The organism is Collinsella sp. CLA-ER-H5, from assembly GCF_040092375.1.
Lineage (GTDB): Bacteria > Actinomycetota > Coriobacteriia > Coriobacteriales > Coriobacteriaceae > Collinsella.
Genome location: NZ_JBBNLR010000013.1, coordinates 1 through 23,283, shown reverse-complemented (window position 1 = coordinate 23,283; position 23,283 = coordinate 1). Strand labels below are relative to the sequence as shown.

Annotated in this window: 19 protein-coding genes and 3 tRNA genes; 12 read left to right on the top strand and 10 right to left on the bottom strand. The window is 61.3% G+C overall.

The window, feature by feature from the left end:
- Genes sufB through sufU form a run of 4 tightly spaced genes read left to right on the top strand, consistent with a single transcriptional unit; the run spans position 1 to position 4,433 of the window.
- On the top strand, positions 1 to 1,413 hold the full coding sequence (gene sufB, locus AAAX31_RS06170; RefSeq protein ID WP_349076554.1) for a Fe-S cluster assembly protein SufB: 1,413 nt from the start codon (positions 1 to 3) through the stop codon (positions 1,411 to 1,413).
- The gene (locus AAAX31_RS06165; RefSeq protein ID WP_217107916.1) at positions 1,413 to 2,684 is read left to right on the top strand and encodes a SufD family Fe-S cluster assembly protein; all 1,272 of its coding nucleotides are present in this window, start codon (positions 1,413 to 1,415) and stop codon (positions 2,682 to 2,684) included. The genes sufB and AAAX31_RS06165 overlap by 1 nt, the downstream gene beginning before the upstream one ends.
- Complete coding sequence (locus tag AAAX31_RS06160; RefSeq protein WP_215673611.1) at positions 2,681 to 4,006, top strand: SufS family cysteine desulfurase; 1,326 nt, start codon at positions 2,681 to 2,683, stop codon at positions 4,004 to 4,006. The genes AAAX31_RS06165 and AAAX31_RS06160 overlap by 4 nt, the downstream gene beginning before the upstream one ends.
- Positions 3,999 to 4,433 carry a Fe-S cluster assembly sulfur transfer protein SufU gene (gene sufU / locus AAAX31_RS06155; RefSeq protein WP_138340649.1) on the top strand — a complete coding sequence of 145 codons (435 nt, stop codon included), beginning with the start codon at positions 3,999 to 4,001 and terminating at the stop codon, positions 4,431 to 4,433. Before AAAX31_RS06160 ends, sufU begins: the two co-directional genes overlap by 8 nt.
- A gap of 66 nt (positions 4,434 to 4,499) precedes the next feature.
- Here sufU and AAAX31_RS06150 read toward each other — a convergent pair whose 3' ends face one another.
- Positions 4,500 to 5,309, bottom strand: a complete 810-nt coding sequence (locus AAAX31_RS06150) for a transposase (RefSeq protein ID WP_349076553.1) — start codon at positions 5,307 to 5,309, stop codon at positions 4,500 to 4,502.
- Positions 5,310 to 5,712: 403 nt separating this feature from the next.
- Between AAAX31_RS06150 and AAAX31_RS06145 the strand changes: the two genes are divergently transcribed.
- The 4 genes from AAAX31_RS06145 (at position 5,713) to dinD (ending at position 10,274) form a co-directional block, all read left to right on the top strand.
- Positions 5,713 to 6,447 (top strand): nitrogen-fixing protein NifU, encoded by a 735-nt coding sequence (locus AAAX31_RS06145; RefSeq protein ID WP_006235554.1) that lies wholly within the window; start codon positions 5,713 to 5,715, stop codon positions 6,445 to 6,447.
- Between the two features lie 18 nt (positions 6,448 to 6,465).
- Positions 6,466 to 7,470: a GGGtGRT protein gene (locus tag AAAX31_RS06140; RefSeq protein ID WP_117790827.1), complete on the top strand. Its 1,005-nt coding sequence runs from the start codon at positions 6,466 to 6,468 to the stop codon at positions 7,468 to 7,470.
- A 256-nt stretch (positions 7,471 to 7,726) separates the two neighbouring features.
- Positions 7,727 to 9,253 carry an FAD-binding protein gene (locus tag AAAX31_RS06135; RefSeq protein WP_349076551.1) on the top strand — a complete coding sequence of 509 codons (1,527 nt, stop codon included), beginning with the start codon at positions 7,727 to 7,729 and terminating at the stop codon, positions 9,251 to 9,253.
- A gap of 160 nt (positions 9,254 to 9,413) precedes the next feature.
- The gene (gene dinD, locus AAAX31_RS06130) at positions 9,414 to 10,274 is read left to right on the top strand and encodes a DNA damage-inducible protein D (protein WP_117806391.1); all 861 of its coding nucleotides are present in this window, start codon (positions 9,414 to 9,416) and stop codon (positions 10,272 to 10,274) included.
- 262 nt (positions 10,275 to 10,536) lie between these two features.
- On the opposite strand, the gene AAAX31_RS06125 is transcribed toward dinD, so the two are convergent.
- The 3 genes from AAAX31_RS06125 to AAAX31_RS06115 all read right to left on the bottom strand — a co-directional run bounded on the left by AAAX31_RS06125 (position 10,537) and on the right by AAAX31_RS06115 (position 10,830).
- Positions 10,537 to 10,612: transfer RNA gene (locus tag AAAX31_RS06125), tRNA-Lys, on the bottom strand.
- A gap of 43 nt (positions 10,613 to 10,655) precedes the next feature.
- A tRNA-Lys gene (locus tag AAAX31_RS06120) sits at positions 10,656 to 10,731 on the bottom strand.
- Positions 10,732 to 10,753: 22 nt separating this feature from the next.
- Positions 10,754 to 10,830 (bottom strand) — tRNA-His (locus AAAX31_RS06115).
- A gap of 166 nt (positions 10,831 to 10,996) precedes the next feature.
- Here AAAX31_RS06115 and AAAX31_RS06110 point away from each other — a divergent pair.
- Positions 10,997 to 12,178 (top strand): aminotransferase class I/II-fold pyridoxal phosphate-dependent enzyme, encoded by a 1,182-nt coding sequence (locus AAAX31_RS06110; RefSeq protein WP_349076550.1) that lies wholly within the window; start codon positions 10,997 to 10,999, stop codon positions 12,176 to 12,178.
- A 140-nt stretch (positions 12,179 to 12,318) separates the two neighbouring features.
- On the top strand, positions 12,319 to 13,209 hold the full coding sequence (locus tag AAAX31_RS06105; protein WP_117746673.1) for an ROK family protein: 891 nt from the start codon (positions 12,319 to 12,321) through the stop codon (positions 13,207 to 13,209).
- Positions 13,210 to 13,323: 114 nt separating this feature from the next.
- On the opposite strand, the gene AAAX31_RS06100 is transcribed toward AAAX31_RS06105, so the two are convergent.
- From AAAX31_RS06100 to argS, 4 genes are all read right to left on the bottom strand, one after another.
- A complete protein-coding gene (locus tag AAAX31_RS06100; protein WP_006235485.1) occupies positions 13,324 to 13,773 on the bottom strand; it encodes a VanZ family protein in 450 nt (149 codons plus the stop codon).
- Between the two features lie 7 nt (positions 13,774 to 13,780).
- Positions 13,781 to 15,181 carry a hypothetical protein gene (locus AAAX31_RS06095; protein ID WP_349076547.1) on the bottom strand — a complete coding sequence of 467 codons (1,401 nt, stop codon included), beginning with the start codon at positions 15,179 to 15,181 and terminating at the stop codon, positions 13,781 to 13,783.
- Positions 15,182 to 15,492: 311 nt separating this feature from the next.
- On the bottom strand, positions 15,493 to 18,066 hold the full coding sequence (gene rho, locus AAAX31_RS06090; RefSeq protein ID WP_349076546.1) for a transcription termination factor Rho: 2,574 nt from the start codon (positions 18,064 to 18,066) through the stop codon (positions 15,493 to 15,495).
- A gap of 527 nt (positions 18,067 to 18,593) precedes the next feature.
- Positions 18,594 to 20,447 carry an arginine--tRNA ligase gene (argS, locus tag AAAX31_RS06085; protein WP_055286535.1) on the bottom strand — a complete coding sequence of 618 codons (1,854 nt, stop codon included), beginning with the start codon at positions 20,445 to 20,447 and terminating at the stop codon, positions 18,594 to 18,596.
- 342 nt (positions 20,448 to 20,789) lie between these two features.
- Here argS and AAAX31_RS06080 point away from each other — a divergent pair, with 342 nt between their 5' ends.
- On the top strand, positions 20,790 to 21,275 hold the full coding sequence (locus AAAX31_RS06080; protein WP_006235480.1) for a CarD family transcriptional regulator: 486 nt from the start codon (positions 20,790 to 20,792) through the stop codon (positions 21,273 to 21,275).
- 73 nt (positions 21,276 to 21,348) lie between these two features.
- On the opposite strand, the gene AAAX31_RS06075 is transcribed toward AAAX31_RS06080, so the two are convergent.
- Together AAAX31_RS06075 and AAAX31_RS06070 are read right to left on the bottom strand one after the other, a co-directional pair.
- Positions 21,349 to 22,200, bottom strand: coding sequence for an IS3 family transposase (locus AAAX31_RS06075; RefSeq protein WP_349076543.1), 852 nt, complete (start codon positions 22,198 to 22,200; stop codon positions 21,349 to 21,351).
- A gap of 20 nt (positions 22,201 to 22,220) precedes the next feature.
- Entirely contained in the window at positions 22,221 to 22,718 is a 498-nt protein-coding gene (locus AAAX31_RS06070) for a helix-turn-helix domain-containing protein (protein WP_271743999.1), read from the bottom strand.
- A gap of 103 nt (positions 22,719 to 22,821) precedes the next feature.
- On the opposite strand from AAAX31_RS06070, the gene AAAX31_RS06065 reads away from it, so the two are divergent.
- Positions 22,822 to 23,121 carry a transposase gene (locus AAAX31_RS06065; protein ID WP_229026336.1) on the top strand — a complete coding sequence of 100 codons (300 nt, stop codon included), beginning with the start codon at positions 22,822 to 22,824 and terminating at the stop codon, positions 23,119 to 23,121.
- The last annotated feature ends 162 nt before the right edge of the window (positions 23,122 to 23,283 follow it).

The window sequence follows — 23,283 nt, the reverse complement described above, 5'->3', positions numbered from 1 at the left end:
ATGACCAAGAACCGCACCGAGGTCGCGGACATCGACCGCAGCCTCTACGACTTCACCTATGGCGAGGAGGGATTTGAGCGCCTCGACGCCGGCATCACGCCCGACATCGTGCGCGAGATCAGCGCCAAGAAGGACGAGCCGCAGTGGATGCTCGACCTGCGCTTAAAGTCCCTCGATATCTTTAATCGTTTTCCCGACCCGACGTGGGGCCCCTCCATCGAGGGCCTGGACATGGATAACATCGTCACCTATGTCAAGCCCAACACCGACCAAAAGCACGACTGGGAGTCGGTGCCCGACGACATCAAGAGCACCTTTGAGCGCCTGGGCATCCCCGAGGCCGAGCGCAGCTATCTGGCAGGCGTCGGCGCGCAGTACGACTCCGAGCTCGTCTACCACAACATGCAGGACACGGCGTCTAAGATGGGCATCGTCTACTCCGGCATCGAGGAGGCCCTGCACGACCCGCAGTGGGAACCGCTCATCCACGAGAAGTTTATGACGCTCATCCCGCCCACCGACCACAAGTTTGCGGCCCTGCACGGCGCCGTATGGTCGGGCGGCTCGTTTGTCTACGTGCCCAAGGGCACCAAGCTCGACTTCCCGCTGCAGAGTTACTTCCGCCTTAACGCCAAGGGCGCCGGCCAGTTTGAGCACACGCTCATCATCGTCGAGGACGATGCCGACCTGCACTTCATTGAGGGTTGCTCCGCGCCCAAGTACAACGTGGCCAACCTCCACGCCGGCGCCGTCGAGCTCTTTGTGGGCAAGCGTGCGCACCTGCGCTACTCTACCATCGAGAATTGGTCCAAGAACATGTACAACCTCAACACCAAGCGTGCGCGCGTGGACGAGGACGGCGACATCGAGTGGATCAGCGGCTCCTTCGGTAGCCACGTGGGCTACCTCTACCCCATGAGCGTGCTCAGCGGACGCCGCGCCCGCTCGAGCTTTACCGGCATTACCTTTGCCGGCGCCGGCCAGAACCTGGATACCGGCTGCAAGGTCGTGCTCAACGCGCCCGATACTTCGGCAACCGTCGAGACCAAGGGCATCTCCAAGAGCGGCGGCATCCAGACCTTCCGCAGCTCCATCGTGGCCACGCCCAAGGCCGAGGGTTCCAAGGCAACCGTGAGCTGCCAGTCGCTCATGCTCGACGACCAGAGCCGCTCCGACACCATCCCCGCCATGGACATCCGCGCCAAGAATGTCGACATCGGCCACGAGGCCACCATCGGCCGTATCGGCGACGATAAGGTGTTCTACCTGATGAGCCGCGGTATCTCGGAGGAAGAAGCCCGTACCATGATCGTCAACGGCTTTGCCAACCCGGTCTCCAAGGAGCTACCGCTGGAGTACGCCGTCGAGATGAACAACCTGATCAAGCTCGAGATGGAAGGAGCGATCGGATAATGAAACAGACCACGAACACCGCTGCTACCACCCTTGAGCAGGTCAATGCGATGCCGGCTGCCACATGGGGCTGGCTGAAGATGAACCAGACCAAGCTCGAGCTCTCTGACGAGCTTGCCGCCGCTCCCGCCGAGACCGTTAAGGTTGAGGGCTTGGACGAGCAATTTGCTGGCGTGGCAGACGCGTTCGACGCCGCCATGGACGCCATGGCCGAGCGCTTCCCCGAGCGCCGCGCCTCCGCGCCCGGCGATGCCGCCGACCGCGCCCGCATCACGCCCGAGACCGAGCTCGACGTGCCCGCCACCTCCGTCTACCAGGCCGGTGCCATTAAGCTGGAGGAGGAGCTCTCCCCCGCTGAGGCCTTCGAGACTGGCATGGGCGAGGCTGCCTACACCTACCTGGCCGACCACGCCACCAAGCGCGTCGTCATCGATGTGCCCGCATACAAGCACGCCACGGTTACCGTGCGTGTGAGCGGTGTCGATGCCGCCGCGGCCATCGCCGCCATCGACGTCGTCGTCCGTCCCCAGTCGACGCTCGACCTGCAGATCACCCTGGACTCCCCCGTTGCCGGCGAGGGCGTCGTGGGATCCGTGCTGCGCGTGTGCGCCCACGAGTACGCCACCGTCAACGTGGCCTGCACGCAGACGCTCGACGATAGCTGGATCGCACTCGACGATACCGGCCTGTTCCTGGACGAGGGCGCGCGCGTCAACGTGCAACACACCGTCCTGGGTGCCGGCGCCAGCGCCACCGGCCTTGCCGGCGACCTGCTGGGCGATACCGCCAAGGTCACCATCGATACTGACTACCTTGGCGCCCGTGAGCAGGTGCGCGACTTTAACTACGAGCTGCGCCACCGCGGTCGCAAGACCGAGTGCGAGATCGACGCCAACGGCGTGCTGACCGGCACGTCCAAGAAGGTCTACCGTGGCACCATCGACCTCGTGCACGGCTGCAAGGGTGCAACCGGCACCGAGCGCGAGACGGTGCTTTTGGCCAACAAGGGCGTCGACAACAAGACTATTCCCGTCATTCTCTGCGACGAGGACGACGTCGCCGGCAACCACGGCGCCACCATCGGTCACGTCCGCGACGAGCAGCTGTTCTACCTCGCCTGCCGCGGTCTTGACCAAAACGCCGCCGAGGACCTGTTCATCCGCGCCAAGCTGGAGGACGCCGCGCTTTCCGCCACCGACGAGCGCACCCGCGCCGGCATCGTCCGCCTGGGCAACAACCTGATCGACAACTTTGAAGAGGAGCTCGCATGATCGACACCGAGCACGTTAAATGCGACACCTGTACCGCACCGGAGCCTATGGAGCTCGACGCCAGCGACGAGGCCTCGCGCGGCTGGCCTACCGTCGACATCGAGACCAATCCCTACAAGGCGCAATTCCCGCTTTTCCAGCAGCACCCCGAGATCGCCTTCCTCGATAGCGCCGCCACCGCGCAGCGCCCCGCCTGCGTGCTTGACGCCGAACGCGACTTCTACCAGCGCATGAACGCCAACCCCCTGCGCGGCCTGTACTCGCTGTCCGTCGAGGCAACCGACGCCATCGCGAAGGTCCGCCAGCAGATCGCCGACCTCATCGGCGCCTCACAGGCCAACGAGGTCGTCTTCACCCGCAACACGAGCGAGTCGCTCAACCTGGTCGCCAAGAGCTTTGCGCCCACAGTGCTCAAACCGGGCGACGAGGTCGTCATCACCATCATGGAGCACCACTCCAACCTGATTCCGTGGCAGCAGGTCTGCCGCGAGACCGGCGCCAAGCTCGTCTACCTCTACCCCACCAAGACCGGCCAGCTCACCACCGAGGAGGTTCTTGCCAAGGTGGGTCCCAAGACCAAAATTCTGGCCGTGGGTCAGGTTTCTAACGTGCTGGGCGTCGAGAACCCGGTCAAGAACCTCGGCAAACTCGTGCACAAGTACGGCGGCTACCTGGTCGTCGACGGTGCGCAGTCGCTGCCGCACATGCCGGTCGATGTGGCCGACCTGGGCGCCGACTTCTTTGCCTTTAGCGCGCACAAGGCCATGGGCCCCATGGGCATCGGCGTGCTGTGGGGCAAGATGGACCTGCTCAACGCCATGCCGCCCATGCTCACCGGCGGCGAGATGATCGATTCGGTCACCGAGCAGGACGCCGTCTGGGCGCCCGTCCCCGAGAAGTTCGAGGCCGGCACGCAGGACGCCGCCGGCATATTCGCCACGGGTGCGGCACTCGACTACCTCGTCAACACGGTTGGCTACGAAAACATCCAGGCACGCGAGCAGGCACTCGTCCACTACCTGATGGGCGAACTCATGCAGCTCGACTTTGTCCAGATCATCGGCTCCATCTACTGGGACAACCATCACGGCGTCGTCAGCTTTAACGTCAAGGGTATCCACCCGCACGACGTCGCGAGCATCATGGACATGGACGGCGTGTGCATCCGTGCCGGTCACCACTGCGCGCAGCCGCTGCTTACCTGGCTGGGCGTCGAGAACCTCGCCTGCTGCCGCGCCAGCGTGGCCTTCTACAACGACAAGGCCGACATCGATAAGTTCATCGCCGGCCTGCATCACGTTTGGAGCACGTTCAATGGGTAATCTGTACACCTCCACCACGTTTATGGAGCACAACTCGCACCCCGACTACAAGTACGAGATGGATGCCCCCACGCACGAGCACGACGGCATCAACCCCAGCTGTGGCGACGAGCTCACCTTGCAGCTGCGCGTCGAGAACGGTGTGATCGAGGAGGCCTCCTTTACCGGTCATGGCTGCGCCATCAGCCAGGCCAGCGCCGACATCATGGCCGACCTCATCACCGGCGAGACCGTCGAGGAAGCTCACCGCCTGGCAGAGCTCTTCCTCGCCATGATCCGCGGCGAGCAGCTCTCCGAGGAAGATCTGGAAGACCTGGACGAAGCCGCCCAGCTCCAGGACATCTCGCACATGCCCGCCCGCGTCAAATGCGCCGAGCTCGCCTGGCGCACCCTCGACGGCATGCTCACGGGACAAAATAATCAGTAGTATTTGTCCCAAATCTTAAGAATTTTGTTGGCCGAATCGCTTGACTAAGAGTGGTTCGGCCATTTTCTATTCCGAGAGCTCGGCCTGTGCCTTCACCCGCGCATAAGCGCGCACAATACGAGAGACGGTACTTTTGCCAATCCCGGTATAGCGCTCAATCTGGCGCACCGTGAAACCGGCATCGTGCAATCCAAAAATAACGGTATCGCGCTGCGCCGGCGGTGCGGCTTTAACCCCGCGAAGCGGAACCCCGAGTTCCTTAGCCATCTTGCCGGCAAAGGCGTGGCGTTCCCACTCCGTCTCTTTCATATCGCCCAGCGCTGGCTCGCCGCCGTCGGGCGTCGAAAGTGAATAGGCAATAAAGCCCTCGGCAGAACCAAAGAGCTCAAGCACGCAAGAAGGATCAGAAAATCCCCTCGCGACATCAGCCGCGTCACCGTCGTAAGCGCGCAAATGCTCCGCAAAGCTGCTCCAGGGATAACGCTCGATTAGGCCAACGCCCGCCTCCTGTGGATCGGCGTGTACGGAGCGAATAGCCTCCATCACCTGCCAGTCGGTATCGAGCGAGCGCCGGTCAAAACGGTTCTGGAACAGATGACCTGTGCGCCCCGTGCGTTTATTGAACCGCCGCGCGTACGTCAAAAGCAGCCGGTGCATCGCCGCGCTCATCGCGTCCTCGTAATCTGCCAGCACCAGATGCACGTGATTGCCCATAAGACACCAAGCGATAACCGTGACGCCTGCCTCCCGGCAGCAGTCGCGCATCAACTCCAAAAACTCCCACCGGTCTTCATCGCCCTCAAAGATGAGCTGCTTGCCCGTACCGCGGGCACAGACATGGTAAAAGCCGGTAACCGTTCTCCAAACGCGCTGCATGGCGCTCCCTTCGCCGGGATCTGCTTGCCATCCAATACAGCACGATTGAAGCGTGCCATCAAAACATCCACGCAAAACAATAGACTCGCGCGGCCAAAGGCAGTAAATAGGCGGCGAACGGCACCGTTGCAACAGGTCAGCCCCTGCAACGCTTACAAGAGCTGACCAAAAGCTTGCCCAAGACGAACCCCCTCTACGGAAGTTCGCGACCACAGAACATAGAGTTAAACCGTTTCAATTTAAACTTCCGGACTTCTCGCTACGAAAACTGAGCCGTTCGCCGAATATTCCGTGCATTTCGCGGTATTATAGGGGCTGCATGTCATGTCCCTTTCGAAGGGTCGCCCGGCAATCGCCAGCCACGACCCCCAGACGGGACGCCAACACGATAGAGAGGAGAGGCATGCAGTACTCACAGGAAGTGGAGAACATGTGCCCCGTTGCCAAGGGTGCATACCACGGCCCCGCACCCATCCCCGAGGAGGGCAAGTGGGTCCAGGCTAAGGAGATTTCCGACATCTCCGGTCTTACGCACGGTGTGGGTTGGTGCGCACCTCAGCAGGGCGCCTGCAAGCTCACGCTGAACGTCAAGGACGGCATCATCGAGGAGGCCCTCGTTGAGACCATCGGCTGCTCGGGCATGACCCACTCTGCCGCCATGGCTTCCGAGATCCTTCCCGGTAAGACCATCCTCGAGGCCCTCAACACCGACCTCGTCTGCGACGCCATCAACGTTGCTATGCGCGAGATCTTCCTGCAGATCGTTTACGGCCGCAGCCAGACCGCGTTCTCCGAGGGCGGCCTGCCCGTGGGCGCCTCCCTCGACGACCTCGGCAAGGGCCTTCGCTCTCAGGTCGGCACCATGTTCGGCACCAAGGCCAAGGGCGCTCGTTACCTCGAGCTCGCTCAGGGCTACGTCACCCGCATGGCTCTCAACGACAAGAACGAGATCATCGCATTCGAGTTCCTGAACCTCGGCAAGTTCACCGACGCCGTCAAGGCCGGCAAGACCCCCGAGGAGGCCATCGCTGGCGCTATGGGCCACTATGGTCAGTGGGAGAACGCTGCCAAGTACATCGACCCGCGCACCGACGAGGAGACTCACTCCGTCGCCAGCGTGTTCCCGGTTCACGAGTAGAAAGGGAGGGAAATAACTATGACTGTTACGTTCGAAGGTTACGAGCGCCGCGCTGACAAGATCAACAAGTGCCTCGCCGACAACGGCATCGCCTCCCTCGAGGAAGCTCTGCAGATCTGCACCGACAAGGGCTTCAACCCGCGTGAGATCGTCAACAACACCCAGTCCATCGCCTTCCAGAACGCCGAGTGGGCCTACACCCTCGGTTGCGCTCTCGCTGTCAAGCGTGGCGCCAAGACCGCTTCTGAGGCTGCCGCCATCATCGGCGAGGGCATCCAGGCCTTCACCGTTCCCGGCTCCGTCGCCGAGGACCGCAAGGTCGGTCTGGGCCACGGCAACCTGGGCGCTATGCTGCTCTCCGACGACACCGAGTGCTTCGCCTTCCTGGCTGGCCACGAGTCCTTTGCTGCCGCTGAGGGCGCCATCGGCCTGGCTCTGAACGCCAACAAGGCTCGTAAGAAGCCGCTGCGCGTTATCCTCAACGGTCTGGGCAAGGACGCCGCCCAGATCATCGCCCGCATCAACGGCTTCACCTATGTGAAGACCCAGTTCGACTACTACACGGGCGAGCTCAAGGTCGTCGAGACCATCCCCTACTCCGATGGTCCCCGCGCTGCCGTTAACTGCTACGGCTCCGACGACGTCCGCGAGGGCGTTGCCATCATGTGGCACGAGAACGTCGACATCTCGATCACCGGTAACTCCACCAACCCCACGCGCTTCCAGCACCCCGTCGCTGGCACCTACAAGAAGGAGCGCATCGAGGCTGGCAAGAAGTACTTCTCCGTCGCTTCTGGTGGCGGCACTGGCCGTACCCTGCACCCGGACAACATGGGCGCCGGCCCTGCCTCTTACGGCATGACCGACACCATGGGCCGCATGCACTCCGACGCCCAGTTCGCCGGTTCTTCCTCCGTGCCTGCGCACGTCGACATGATGGGTCTCATCGGCATGGGCAACAACCCCATGGTCGGTGCCACCGTCGCCTGCGCTGTCGCCGTCGAGGAGGCCCTCAAGGCCTAATCGCGCCCGCGCGATGCTCATATAGTTGAGCTTTAGAGCCGCCACCTTTCGAGGTGGCGGCTCTTTTTGTTTGCGCTGCCGCAGGGTAGCTAATGCCGATATATCAGTTGGGGCGAAATACGAGATGTGATGAGATGGAACGCCAGAATGCCCATGACGCCCACCTGCCATAATTGCCCTTTACCGATTTGCCGAGTCTTTGCGGCCCCATTGCCGATCACCCGTGCGACAATGCGCCGGACGAGAAAGGAATCCGATGGAATCGACTGATGTACTGGTAATTGGATCTGGCATTGCGGGCCTTTGCGCCGCCATCGAAGCGGCACGCACGGGTGCAACCGTCACTGTGGCAAGCGCCGGCAAGATTATGAGTGGATCGAGCTTCTTCCCCGGAACCTGGGGCTTAGGGCTTATCGGACCCGTTAACGAAGACGACGAACAAGACCTCATCGACACCATCCAGACCGTCGGCGGCGGTGTCGCCGACCCCGAGCTCGTCCAGACGTTCGTCCACGGTATTCCTCAAGCCATCCAATGGCTCGAGCAGGATCTAGGTGTTGAGCTCCAGCGTCCGCAAAGTGCCGAGAGCGCTCAACAAAAGCAGTTTATCCCCTGCTTTGACCACAAGACGCGCATGTGGCGCGGCCTCACCCGCAAGCCCCTTGAGGACGCTCTGACGACCCGGATCGAGTCGCTCGGTATTCGCCTGCTCCCCCACCATGAGCTTATCGACCTTGTTGAAGACACGAACGGCAGAATAACCGGAACCGTGCTCTACGACCTTACCGAAAATCGAATCGTGCCCTTTGCTGCCAAGGCCACGATCATCGCAGCCGGTGGCACAGGCGGCCTGTTCGAGCGCAGCCTTACGTCGGCTGATGTGCTCAGCTCCTCGCAGGCCATCGCGCTGGCGCACGGCGCATCGCTTACTAATATAGAGTTCATGCAGATGATGCCCGGCTTCATCGAGCCCAAGCGCAACCTAGTCTTCAACGAAAAAACCTGGCGCTACGTACATGTAGACCAGCCGGCAGATATTGCCGACGACAAGCTGGACGATCTGCTCGAGCAGCGCTCTGGATATGGTCCTTTCACGTCACGCTTGGCCTCCCGCGCTATCGATCTTGCCATCGATCAAGCAGGCGCCGAAGGCCTGGCGCTCCACTACGACTTCCCCCGCGAGAATGTCCCAGAGTTTGTGCAGACCTTTGCCACCTGGCTGCAAGACGAGCACGGCATCGCGCCGACCGACAAGATGCGCGTGGCGATGTATGCCCACGCCGCTAACGGCGGTATCAAGATCGACAAGACCGCATATACGGGCGTTGAGGGCCTCTACGCCTGTGGCGAGGCAACAGGCGGCATGCACGGCGCCGACCGCATTGGCGGCTTGTCGAGTGCCAACGGCATCGTATTCGGGCGCATCGCGGGCGCATCGGCAGCCCAGGCAGCACAGAATGCACCTGAGGCAGCCCTGAAGGCGGATATCGCCCTCCCCCAGTACGGCATTGCCACAACAGATGCCGAACGCCTGACACACAGCCTTAAGCACACGATGAGCACCTATTGCATGATCAACAGGACCGAAGTTGGCCTTTCCAAGGCGCTGCAAGAGCTTGAAAACATTCAAGATGATGTCACAGCTCTAAATAAGCCGCATGCCAACGACAGCGAAATCGCTGCGCTCGCCCGCATACAGTCGCAGATTCAGCTAGCACAGAAAATGGTCAAAGCCATGCGCAAGCGAACCGAAAGCCTCGGATCGCACTATCGAGCGAATTAAACTGGACACCTATCTAAAGCAAAACACAACTAATCGATATCTATGGGCCCCGTGAACTCGAAGAGCACGGGGCCCATTCGTGTCCGCACGGCAGCGTATCCTAATTCTGAATACAGAGCGGGCAAAGCCCGCATAGACAATAGGCCAGCGAGGAGGAGATATGGACAGTAGAGATATCGAGAAGTGGCGTGTCAAACTTGATAGCTACGCCAATGTGGAAGACGGCGTTGAGTATTGGCTCGCACGCGATTTAATGGAACCTATGGGGTACACTCGATGGGAGAACTTTGCCGAAGTTGTTAAGAGGGCAAAAGTCTCGTGCGAAACAAACAAAACTCCAGTTGATTCCCATTTTCGTGACACCACGAAAATGGTAACTGCCGGTGTCGCCGCTCGCGCGGTTAAAGACTACAAACTTACGCGCTATGCATGCTATTTAATCGCCCAGAACGGAGATTCAAACAAGCAAGAAATCGCGCTCGCACAGGCGTACTTCGCCGTGCAGACGCGCCGCCAAGAGCTCATAGAGCAGCGCTTCGCAGAGATTCAGCGCTTGCAGGCGCGCCACTCGCTATCTGATTCAGAGAAACAGCTCTCGGGTATTGCGTTCAAACGCGGCGTGGACTCCAAAGGATTCGCGATCATCAAGTCGAAGGGCGATGAAGCGTTATTCGGCGGCAGAAGCACGGCGGAAATGAAGCAACAGCTCGGCGTATCCAAGAGCTCGGCATTGGCGGACAGGCTAGCCGATGTTCTCATCAAAGCAAAGGACCTTACGAACTCGATGACGGCCTTCAACGCCGAGGAACACGACCTGTACGGTCTGGACCAGATCAAGCAAGAGCACGTCGAGAACAACACAAGCGTGCGTGGCAGCCTCATCGACCGCGGAATTGTACCCGAGAACCTACCGCCTGCCGAAGATACAAAGAAGCTCGAACGTCGCGTGAAAGCAGACGAGAAAAAGCTCAAGGAGGGTACAGACGGATTCACCGACCCCCAGGGCAGGCTCGACTTGTAAAGCGTCTGTGCCCTTACGGGTTCGACCCCATGCGAGGTCAACAAAAAAGCGACCAGCCTGAGCCAGTCGCTTTAACGATCTTTGGGTGGGCCGTCAGGGGGTCAGCCTGCTGCGCAGGCGGCCGCTGCGGCGCCAAGGCGCCTTGCGCGCTGCGCTGGTAAATGCTTACGCATTTCCTCAGCTCCGCGCCCTTTCGGGTTCGACCCCATGAAAGGTCAACAAAAAAAGACGGCCAACCGAAGTTGACCGTCTTAACTTGCTTTGGTGGGCCGTCAGGGGGTCGAACCCTGGACCTTGGGATTAAGAGTCCCCTGCTCTACCAACTGAGCTAACGACCCAAAGCTAAAGTCCGTTGTGGCGGACTTTAGAGGAGATATCGTGTGGTGGGCCGTCAGGGGGTCGAACCCTGGACCTTGGGATTAAGAGTCCCCTGCTCTACCAACTGAGCTAACGACCCGATATCAACACGAAGCAAGAACTGGGGTGGGTAAAGGGACTCGAACCCTCGACCTACGGGACCACAACCCGTCGCTCTAGCCAACTGAGCTACACCCACCGTGTCCTGTGCGCTTCGCGCTCGACTATTATTGCAAGGAACGCCACACGATGCAAGCCCCAATTTTCAAGAATTTTGAAAAGAGTTTTTCGAGCCCGTTTTGAGCATTTCCCACCGGTTTCATAGGAGTAAACTTGCCCCACTGCAAATGCTCGAAAGGACCGGCATGAAAGAACTCTCCAACCGCACGGCAACATTTACCGATTCCGTCATCCGCCGCATGACGCGCATCTCCAATAAGTACGGCGCCGTCAACCTGTCGCAGGGCTTCCCCGACTTCGATCCCCCGGCGCAGCTGCTCGATAGCCTCAGCGCCATCGCCGCCGATCCCAAGCCGCTCTATCACCAGTACTCCATAACCTGGGGCTCCCAGGCCATGCGCGAGGCACTCGCCGCCAAACAGGAGCACTTTATGGGCATGCCGGTCGACCCCAACCAGAATATCGTGGTCACCTGCGGCTCCACCGAGGCCATGATGGCCGCCATGATGACGGTCACGAACCCCGGCGACAAGGTCGTCATCTTCTCGCCGTTCTACGAGAACTACGGCGCCGACACGATCCTTTCGGGTGCCGAGCCCATCTATGTGCCGCTCAACCCGCCCACATTCGACTTTGACCGCGAGACACTCGAGGCGGCCTTCCGCGACAACGACCCCAAGGCAATCGTCCTGTGCAACCCTTCCAACCCCTGCGGCAAGGTCTTCACGCGCGAGGAGCTCACCTTTATCGCTGACCTCTGCAAAAAGTACGACACCTACTGCATCACCGACGAGGTCTACGAGCACATCGTCTACGCGCCCCACGAGCACGTCTATATGGCCACGCTGCCCGGCATGTTTGAGCGAACCATCAGCTGCAGCTCGCTGTCCAAGACCTACTCCATCACCGGCTGGCGCCTGGGCTACACCATCGCCCCTGCCGAGATCACCGAGCGCATCAAGAAGGTCCACGACTTCCTCACCGTGGGCGCCGCCGCTCCCCTGCAGGAAGCTGTCGTCACCGCCCTCAACTTCGACGACAGCTATTACGATGAGGTCCTTGACCTCTATACCGCCAAACGCGACCTGTTCTGCCAGGGACTCGACAGTATCGGTCTTGAGCATAACGTGCCGCAGGGCGCCTACTACGTCATGATGGACATCTCAGAGTTTGGCTATGACAGCGACCTCGAATTCTGTGAGGACCTCGCGTCTAAAGTGGGCGTGGGCGCAGTGCCCGGCTCGAGCTTCTTCCGCGAGCCCGTCAACCATCTGATTCGTTTCCACTTTGCCAAGCGAGACGAGACGCTTAACGCGGCACTGGAGAACCTCAAGTCGCTACGTGATAAAATCAAGCCGCGCGGGTAAGGACGGCCCGGCAACTAAAGCAACCAAAGAAGCCTCGCACCGCCCGCCGCGTTGCGAGGCTTCTTTCTATAGCGCTTTCTTAAATGGTTTGAACTCTATACTTTAGTCACGGAGCAACTCGTCCCAGAGAGAGGAATATTATGGCAGAGCAGCAGCTTATCGGAGCGCTCGAGGCCGGCGGCACCAAGATGGTCTGCGCCACGGGCTATGCAGACGGCACGGTCCTGGAGCGTGAGCAGATTGCGACCACGACCCCGCAGGAGACCGTCGAGGCCGTCAACGCGTGGTTTGCCGACAAGGGCATCGCCGCGCTGGGCATTGGCGCCTTTGGCCCTACCGCAGTCAACCCCGCCTCGCCCCAATACGGCAAGATCCTGGAGACGCCCAAAACGGCATGGCGCTACTTTGACCTGCTGGGCACTATCCAAAACGAGCTCAATATCCCCTGCGGCTACGATACCGACGTCAACGTCGCCTGCCTAGGCGAGGTCACGTTTGGTTGCGCCAAGGGCCTTACCGATGTGGTCTACCTGACCATCGGCACCGGCGTGGGCGCCGGCGTGCTCTCGGGCGGTAAGCTCGTGCACGGCATGATGCATCCCGAGGCCGGCCACATCCTGGTCACGCGCGACCCGCGCGACACCATCGGCGAGCATAGCGCCTGCCCCTTCCACGACAACTGCCTCGAGGGCCTCATCGCCGGCCCCGGCGTTAAAAAGCGCTGGGATGGCAAGAGCGCCGGAGACATGGCCGATGACCCGGAGGCCATGGACCTGCTCGCCGGCTATCTGGCACAGGCGCTCATGACCTACACGCTGTGCTACGCGCCGCAAAAGATCATCATCGGCGGCGGCGTGGCCGACCACACCCCCATCGTGCCGCTCGCGCGCAAGAAGTGCGCCGAGATGCTCAACGGCTATATCGTCACGCCCGAGGTCAACGACATCGATAACTACATCGTCAACAACAGCCTCGAGGGCAAGCAGGGCATCATGGGCTGCCTGGCCCTGGGCGCACAGGCGCTTCAGTAGCAGACGCACCCACGGGGCGTGGCACGCCCGGCAAATCCGACCTACGGAACGACGCCACCACGCCTCATATAGGCCCTCAAATAAAAAAGGCCGCCTAGGACCAAACAATACGTCCTAGGCGGCCTTTTTGGCGCACATCAGCGACCGTAAGAGATATCGGAGCACAACGCCCGTTGCCGCTCCACAGCAGTCGATCATCACATCGGTGATCATTCCAGCGCGTCCCGGCACAAAGAGCTGAATCGTCTCGTCGATCGAAGGAATCAGCAGCAGGAACACCGCCGTGGGCAGCAGCACGTCAAAGGTGCGCCGGCCCTCAAAATCAAAGGCGTGCGTTGCCAGGATGCCGAGCACCATATACTCGGTAAAATGCGCGCACTTGCGAACAACAAAGTTGGTCACCCATTCATATGGAAGTCCCACGCCGTGCAGGAAACCGCGGATAGCTTCCATGACCGTTAGACTCAGTGAGCCCGACCCCGAGCCGGGAACCAGCGAATTGCCCCAGATCAAGAGCGCCATCAGGCAGGTCACGACCGCCCATTTTCGATTGATCTTAACCATGCAGAAGTTATGCCTCCGCGCGGAGCGGCGCAAAGCTGGCGGTACCGCCCTCGATAACGCTCAGATAGGCACGGCCCGTACGCTTGGCGGTAGAGGACTGCAGGCGCTCGATCTCTTCCTCGAGGATCTGATTGACGCGCTCGTGACGACGATTTTCCATAATGCCGGCGGCAATAGCCTCGGCTCGCTCGATGCTCTCGCGCGAGATACGGGCAGTATCCTCGGGGAACACAGCACTGTGACGGCCGACATAGGCGGGGGCAGCAGGCTGAGGGGCAGCGACGGGAGCGGGGGCCGTAACAGGAGCAGGCTCGTCAATCTCATCCAGAATCGCGGTGGCGGCGGCCCACATGTCCTCGTGGCCCGAGTAATCGGCCATGGGAACATCAACCTCGAGCGAGGCATCCGGAAGGTCGCCGGTGTCGATGCGATCTTGGGCATCAATCGATGCGGTGATGGCTGCAGGCTCATCGAGGTCATCGAGATCGATATCCGCGGCACCGGAGATGATAGGCATGCTGGCGAGGTTTACATTGTACGGCGCAGCCTCAGCCGCCTGCTGCTGGGCAGGAGCGCCCCACAGCGAGCTTTCGGCGGCACGGCGGGCGGCAACGGCCTCCTCGTCCGCGGCCATGGCTTCATCAACGTACGAATTGTCGGCAGAAGCGTTCGCGTCCGCCGAGGTAGCGCTGTAGGCGTTATTGGCTGCCGCGTTGGCGACGAGTGCCACGAAAGCCGCCGTGCTGCCCGCAGGGGCGGCCTGGGAGCCAGACACGGCGCGTGCCGCGGCGGCGATGTCGTCGCGATTGAAGGAGCCGGTCTGCCCGCCATTGGTGAGCTCGTCGATGGCGACTTGATAGACGTCGCGCGAGTGTGCAGGGTCGCAGCTCACTGGCGAATCGTCGTCGAGCATACTGTCGATCATGGACCAAGCCTCGTCCTCGTCCATAGCATCTGCGGCTCGAGCGATGGTAGGGACACCATCATCGGCATGACGGCGCTGGAACGCACCAGTCAGGCCGGAAAGGAATGCCGAGGTAGACTGCTCCGCCTGAGCCTGAGAAGCAGAAGCCGCAGCGTAAGGAGTCGCATCCTGCTGCTGAGCTGGAATCGAGGCGGTCTTGAACTCGCTTTGATGCTGATTGAGATTGGCGGCACCGCCCATGGCATCGGGCTGGAACAGACGCTCTTCACGCTGCGCACGATACTCGGAGATACCCAGCGAGGCGGCATAGATGCCCACGCCCGCCACCGCGCCCACGGCGAAGGGAACCGCACCCGCCGCGACCGTCTCGTTCACCGACGAAAACGGCAGCGTCGCGGCATACATAACCACGGGAGCGGCAAGGCCGATCCCGCACGAAAGTCCGGCAAGGACTGCTCGTTGTGTTGCATCAGAAGAAGCCATGAGCTCTCCCCATCTTCCAGCACCCAAATCGCATCATTCAGTTGGCTGCGCGAGAGAAGATGAAGCGGGGCTATGCCCCAAAGCAACGGTATATGGTTCGATTCATCTGCGTTTTCCGTCGCGAAGCTTAAAAGCTATTATGCGAAACCGCCCTGTCGATTGCAAGCGACGATGTCGGATTGAAACGGGAAACCTGCTGCTTGCCAGTCTTATGGTCAAAAAAGCGCGGAGCGGCGATATAGAAAAGGGCCGAGGCTCAAAGCCCCGACCCTTTATTGCATTGATGACTATCGCTGCGTGTAGATGACAACCTAGAACGTCTGCTCGTAGTCGCTGTGTTTTTTGGCCGAACGCACCAGGAACTCCTGGTTGGTGTTGGTGCCCTTAAGACCCTTGATAAACGATGCGGCCGCGCGCTCGGTGTTGTTCATGCCGGCAAGAATGCGACGCAAGCCAAAGACAAACGGACGCATCTGCTCGTCAACCAACAGGTCCTCGTTACGCGTACCGGAGGCAACGGGGTCGATAGCCGGGAAGATGCGGCGGTCGGCCAGGTCGCGGTCGAGCTTGAGCTCCATGTTGCCGGTGCCCTTGAACTCCTCAAAGATGACCTCGTCCATCTTGGAACCGGTGTCGATGAGGGCAGAGGCCAGGATGGTGAGCGAGCCGCCGTTCTCGATATTGCGGGCTGCGCCCAGGAAGCGCTTGGGCGGATACAGTGCCGCCGAATCGACGCCGCCCGAAAGGATGCGGCCTGAGGCGGGCGCCGCCAAGTTGTAGGCGCGGGCAAGACGCGTGATGGAGTCGAGCACCACCACAACATCGCCGCCCAGCTCCACGATGCGTTTTGCGCGCTCGATGACGAGCTCTGCCACGCGAGTGTGGTTGTCGGCGGGCATATCGAAGGTCGACGCCACAACCTCGCCCTTGATGGAACGCTGCATATCGGTGACCTCTTCGGGGCGCTCGTCGACGAGCAGGCAGATGAGGTGCACCTCGGGGTTGTTAATCGAGATAGACTGGCAGATCTTCTTGAGGATCGTGGTCTTGCCGGCCTTGGGCGGGGACACGATCAGGCCACGCTGACCCTTGCCGATCGGCGACACGATGTCGATGGCGCGACCGGTAATGGAGTCCTTGCCGTGCTCCATGCGCAGCGGCTCGTTGGGATAGACCGGGGTGAGGTCGCCGAACTTAGGACGGTTGCGAATCTGCTCGGGGTCCAGACCGTTGACGGTCGTGATTTTGGCGAGGCCGGCGCGCTTGTCGCCGCCGCGCGAAGGACGCAGCGAGCCCTCGATGACGTCGCCCGTGCGCAGACGCGCGGAGCGGATGAGGTAGGCGGGCACGAAGGCGTCGTCGTTGGACTTCATGTAGCCATGGGCGTGGATGATGCCGGAGCTGTCCGGGCGAATCTGCAGAATGCCCTTGATGTCGCGGAAGCCCTCGGCCTTCGCGGCAGTGGTGTAGATCTCCTCGACGAGCTCGGCCTTCTTCTTGCCGGTCGTCTCGATCTCGAACTCCTTGGCCTTCTCGCGCAGCTCGGCGACCTTCATGGCCGCGAGTTCCTCGCGCGAAAGCGTGGGCTCGGTGGGGGCGGCGTTGCGCTCCTTGTTGCGCTGTTTGCGATCGCGCTGGCGGTTGCGACGGTCGTTGTTGCGCTCGTCCTTGCGGTCGTTGCGCTCGTCGTTACGCTTGTGCTGGCGACGGTTGGGGCGAGCGCCGTCTTCGGCCTCGGCGGGCGCGGCACCATCAGTTGCGGCGGCGTCGGCATTGGCCGCAGCGGCGTCATTGGCCTCGGCGCCGGAATCGACCTGCGCTTCGACATCAGCCCGCTGCTCGGACGCCTTGGCCTTAGCGGACTTCTTACGACCACGCTTGGGCTTTTCGGACGCAGGCTGTTCGACGTCCTGGGGCTCAGCGGCATCAATCGATGCATCGGCGGTCGTCTCGGCGGAATCCTCGGACGCACCCTTCTTGGCAGCCTTGGCCTTGGACGTGCGCTTAGCAGCAGTACGATGGCTGCGACCAGGACGGACGTCGGCGGGCTCGACATCGGCGGGAGCGGCCTCGGAAGTCGTAGCATCCTGGACGGGCGCGTCGGCGGCGGTTGCAGACTCGGCGGTCGCCGCAGCATCCCGAGCGGCTGCGGCTGCGGCTGCGGCCTTCTCTGCCTCGACGAAGGCCTTGGGCTTGCGACCGCGACGGTGCGGGCACAAAGCCGGATCGACAACGGGAACTTCGCTGGCCTCGACAGGCGCAGCGGGCTCAACAGGCGATGTGCCCTCCCCTGCCGCGGAACGGACCGAAGCCTCAGTGAGCTCGGGGGTTACCTGATCGGCAACCTGCTCGGCCTTAGCAGCCGTGCGACGGCGTGTGCGCGGTACCGGCTTCTCGGTCGGCTGGTCGGCGACAGGGGTCTCGGTGGCGGCAGGCGTCTCGGGCACAGACGGAGCTGCAAGCTCGGTCAGAGCCGCGGCCTCGCGCTCGGCAGCACGACGGCGGGCGCGCACCACCTGAGCCTCGCTAATCTGCGCCAACGCACGTGCCTGCGCGACCTCATCGGAAATCGGCGCCGAGGAGTCAGCTGCAACGGTGCGCTTGACGCGCGTCGTGCGCGTGGTACGGCGCTTGGGCTTGGTGACCTCCTCGCCGTCAGCAGCAGGCTTGGCCGTGCGGCGCGTACGCTTGGGCTTTGCCGGAGCAGCCTCCTCACCAGTTGCAGGCACGGCCTTCTCAGCCGCTGAAGGCGTAGGCGTCGAAGCAGCCTTAGGCGTCTCAGGAGCCGAGGCTTGCGCGGGCGCCGCGACCTGGTCCAACGCAACCGGTGCAGCGGGAGCGGCTTGCGTCGTCGTTATTTCGTTTTCTTGCTGTTGATCAGACACAGTGTTTGCTCAACTTTCTTTTCAAGCCCTGTGATCACATGCTCCCTGCATAAACCTTCAGGGCGGCTAAACAGTCTGCTCCGTCAAATACCGACGGACATCATTGATCTGTATCGAGATATTTGCGTCATATACGCAGCGTTAGTGTAACACAACCGCAACCACCTGCAACTTAGTCATTGAGGACGTTCTTAAACGACTAGTCAAAAGGGACAATCTTTGGTTTAACACCCACAAATCTGACTGCCTCCGCCAAAACTGTGGCGGTTTACTACGATGAATCGCTCAACCGCGATCACTCCGAAACTTGTTGAACTAAAACCGCAGGTAGATGCCTTGCACTTTTTTGCGAAAAGCCGGCGTAGTTGGAATTTCTCATTTCATCGTAGTAGACCGGCATAGTTTCGTATTTCCAGCAGTTCCAAATTCGTCAATACGTCGGCGTTTGCAAAAAGCCCGACCTCCGTGGGAGATCGGGCTTTCAAGGCTTAGTTAAACCAAGTCTGTACGGTCAAATGACCCGTAGCTTACATCTGCTCGGGCGCGGAAACGCCAACGAGGGTGAGCACCAGGGCGAGCGTCACACGGACGGCATCGCAAGCGGCCAGACGGGCACGCGAAAGCTCGGGGTCGACGGGACGGCCCTCGCTCGGCAGCACCTGACAGGCAGCGTAGAAGCTGTGGAAGTCGCCGGCGAGTTCCTCAGCAAAGTGCGTCAGACGGAACGGGGCGCGGTCGCGAGCGCAGCTGGCGATGAGGTCGGTGAGCTCGTTGAGCTTGCGCGAAAGGGCGAGCTCGGTCGGGTCGGTCAGCAGCGAGTAATCGACGTTCTCACCGATGGCCTTGGCGGCGACGGCCTTCATGCCCATCTCGTCAGCCTGCTCGGGCGTAACGTCAGCGGCACGGCGCAGGATGGAGCACACGCGGGCGTGAGCGTACTGCACGTAGTACACCGGGTTGGAGTTGTCGCGCTTCTTGACGGCCTCAATATCGAAGTCGACCATCTGGTTGGAGCTCTTGGAGATGAGGGTGTAACGGGCAGCGTCGGAGCCGACCTCGTCGACGAGCTCCTGCAGGGTCACCATGGTGCCCTTACGCTTGGACATACGGACGGGCTTGCCGTTGCGCAGCAGGTTGACGAGCTGGCCCAGCAGAACCTCAAACTTGCCGGGGTAACCCAAGGCATCACAGACGCAGCGGACGCGCTCGATGTAGCCGTGGTGGTCGGCGCCCCAGATGTCGATGACGTGGTCGACGCGCTGGAACTTATCCCAGTGATAGGCAACGTCGGAGGCGAAGTAGGTGTACTCGCCGTCGGACTTGATCAGAACGCGGTCCTTGTCATCGCCCAGGTCGGTGGAGCGGAACCACAGGGCGCCGTCCTTGGTGTAGAGATAGCCCATCTTGTCGAGCTTCTCAAAAGCGCGGTCGACGGCGGAGGTGCCGGCGGTCTCACCCTCGGTGTCCTTCACATACAGCGAGCGCTCGGAGAACCAACGATCGAAGTCGCAATTGACGGCGTGGCAGAGGTCGCGCATGTTGTCGACCATCTTTACATAGCCGCGCTCGCGGAAGCTCTCCATGCGCTCCTGCGGATCGGCGTTGACCCACTTATCGCCGTCGGTGCGCCAGAACTCGGCGGCCTCGTCGATGATGTAGTCGCCGCCGTAGGAGTCCTTGCCCAGAGTCTCGGCAAAGTTGTCCTGATACGGATGGGTCTCGGGGTGCTCGTCGTTCTCGTCGGCAACAAAGGCGTCGCGGTCGGCGATCAGCAGCTTGTGAGCCTCGTCGATATCCACGCCCTGCTTGGCGATGATGTCGGCAAGCTGCATATAGCGCGTGCTGATGGAGTTGCCGAAGGTGTTCATCTGAGAGCCGTGGTCGTTGATGTAGAACTCACGCTGGATGTCGTAACCGGCGTGGTCCATAACACGGCAGAGCGAGTCGCCCAGCGCGGCCCAGCGGCCGTGGCCGATGTGCATGGGTCCGACGGGGTTAGCGGAAACGAACTCGACCTGGGTCTTCAGGCCACCACCGACGTTGGACTTAGCGAAGTCCATACCTTTCTCGCGAGCCTCGCCAAAGATGGCATTCTTGACGGCAACGGAGAGATAGAAGTTGATGAAGCCGGGGCCTGCGATCTCGACCTTCTCGATCGCGGGGTCCTCGGGCATATGGGCAACGATGGCCTCGGCGATCTTGCGCGGGGCGCAGTGGGCCAGCTTGGCGGACTTCAGGGCCATGGTAGAGGTCCACTCGCCATGAGAAGTGTCAGCCGGTCGCTCGATAGCGCAATCGTCAAGTTCAAATGCGGAAAGGTCGCCGGCCTCCTGGGCCGCAGCAAGCGCAGCGCGTACCAGCTCTTCAATCTTCTCGGGCATAGATCCTCCTTGTGTTAAAGCCCCCGAGCTCTTGATCACTCGTAGGGCAAAAGCCAGAGTTTGTAGCACTCTATCACAAGCGACGGGCACTGTCGCAGGGTAAAGCTAATAGATATTGCATATGCACAAAAATGACTACAGCTTGTATGGAGTCACTCAAAGATGCCGGTCTGCCTGCAGATTATGCAGGCGTTGAAAATGCATAAAGGTGTGAATGAGCTGCGTCTGTTATCGAATACTCTTACCTATCAGAGTTGTGTGCTTTTCCTGCATAAAGTAAGGGTTTGCGCACGTCAGCGTGTTATTCTAGACATACGTAAATTCGTATAAGTTGGAGGTAGCATGTTCTCAATCGGTCAACACGTCATTCATCCGGGCCAGGGAGTCTGCACCGTCGTCGGTTTTAGGGACGACACACCGCAGCCCATGCTGCTGCTCGAGACCAAGCAGGGACATGCGCAGACGATCCTCATGTACCCCGTGGCGCAGGCCGACCGTCTGCACGCCGCCATCTCTCAGCAAGATGCCGAGCACCTGCTGAGCCACTATGACGAGCTGGAGTGCGACACCTTTACCGAGCGCAACAGCTCGCTTGAGGAGACACACTTTAAGCAGCAGCTCAAGCTGGGCGCGCCCGAGACGGTTCGCGTGGCAAAGACCATGATGCACCGCATTCGCCAGGCCGAGGAAGCTGATAAAAAACCCAGCTCCTACTACATGCGCGTACTCAAGGAGGCCAAGCGCCGCTCCATCGAGGAGTTCGCCGTGGCCTTGGGCGTCACCGAGGAGGCCGCCGAAGCCCGCCTAGCCCAAGCCGCCCTCAACTAACCCATCCGCGCCAAAAACCACCACAAAGGGGACAGTGAACTGCGCCCCGAAACTTGGACTGAATAAATAGCGACTACGCCGCAAGGGCCTGGTCCCGGAACTCCTCCGGTGTCAGGCCCTTCAATCTTACCTGCCTGCGCCGCGTGTTCCAATGGGCTATGTACTCCTCCAGGTCGCGCTTGAAGTCCCCGAAGCTGCCCCACTCCCTGCCGCGGTAGAACTCGTCCTTCACGTGGCCGAAGAGCTGCTCGGTGGCGGCGTTGTCGATGCAGTTCCCCTTGCGCGACATGCTCTGGGTGATGCCCGCCCCCTCCAGCCTGGAGGCGTAGGACTCGTGCTGGTACTGCCAGCCCATGTCCGAGTGCATGGTCGGCGCCGCCCCGTCGGGCAGGGCCTCGAGGAGCCGGTCGAGCATCCTGTGCTGCTGGGCGAGGTCCGGCGAGGTCGATATGTCGCTCGCCACGATCTCCTTCGTGCAGAAGTCGAGCACCGGGGCCCAGTAGGCCTTGGCGCCGGCCACCTTGAACTCGGTGACGTCGGTGCCGAGCTTCTGCCACGGCCCCTCGGCGCCGAAGTCCCTCGCGATGACGTTCTCGAACGTGCTCCCCACGAGCCCCCTGTAGGAGCTGTACCGGCGGCGGGAGCCCCGGCGGCGTATCCCGCACCGGATGCCCATCTCGCGCATCATCTTGAGCACGGTCTTGTCGGCCACGACCGCGCCCAGCTCGGCGCGCAGGCACATGGCTATCTGCCGGTGCCCGCAGCCGTTGGCGGTGCGCGAGAATATCTCGGCCGCGGCGTCGCGCAGCTCGGGCCTGGTCGGCCTCCGCGGGTGCGCCAGCGCGTAGTAGTAGGTCGACCTCCTGAGCCCCGAGCACTCCAGCAGGTGGCGCAGGGAGTGCCCCTCCGCACGCAGCGCCCTCACCGCCTCGGCCGCCGCCCTGGTCAGAGCCCGTCCCGCTCGACCAGGGCGCGCAATTTTTTTAGGTAGGCGACCTCGGCCTCGAGCCTGCGGCAGCGCTCCTCGAGCTCCTGCTCGCGGGTGCGGGCCCGGGGCTTCGACCTCGACCCCCTCGGCCTGCCCTTCGGGCGGGGCCGCAGCGCCTCGGCGCCGCCCTCGCGGTAGAGCCTGCACCAGCGCTCCAGCGGGGACTTCGACCTGATCCCGAACTCGGCCATGGCGTCGGCCTTCGCCATCCCGCCGTCGACCACGGCCGACGCCGCGGCGACCCTCTGCTCGAATGTGTAACTGGATTGTTTCCCGTCCATGGACAGCAGCGCCTCGCTTCCGAACGCCCGGTATACCCACTGCCATTCTCTCACGGTCTCGCGGGGGACGGACAGGGCTTCGGCCGCCGGCTTGCAGCCGACGCCGGCGTCGAAGAGCTCGACGGCCCGCCTCCTGGACTCCAGGTCGTGCTTCACCCTGAGGTCTATACTCATGGAAAACTGGAGTGGGTATGATGAATTGGACACCTAGTTAAGAGCGAAAGGTGGAGTGGGTATGATGAATTGGACACCTAGTTAAGAGCGAAAGGTGTTCAAGATGACCCAAAGAAGAAAGCGATACGACAGGCAGTTCAAGGTCTCGGCGGCAAAGGTGGTCCTGTCCGGGGAAATGACGGTCAAAGGCCTATCGGAGGAACTCGGCATAAAGGATTCGACGCTGAGAAGATGGGCCCGCGAATACGAGGAGATGGGAGACGGCGCGTTCCCCGGAAACGGCTCCCCGAAGATCAACAAGGACTACGAGATCGTGAAGCTCAAGAAGAAGGTCGAGGAGCTCGAGCGCGAGAACGAGATACTAAAAAATTTCCGGGCCTTCTTGAGTCAAGACCATGCGTGAGGTTCGAGTTCCTCAAAGAGCATAGGGGCGAGATTGGCCCCATCAAGAAGGCATGCGGGCTGATGAAAGTCTCGAAATCCGGTTTCTACGAGTATCTCGGCCGGAAGAAGTCCGACGCCCAGATAGAGCGGGAGGCGATCGAAGGTTTCGTCGTCGAGGCCT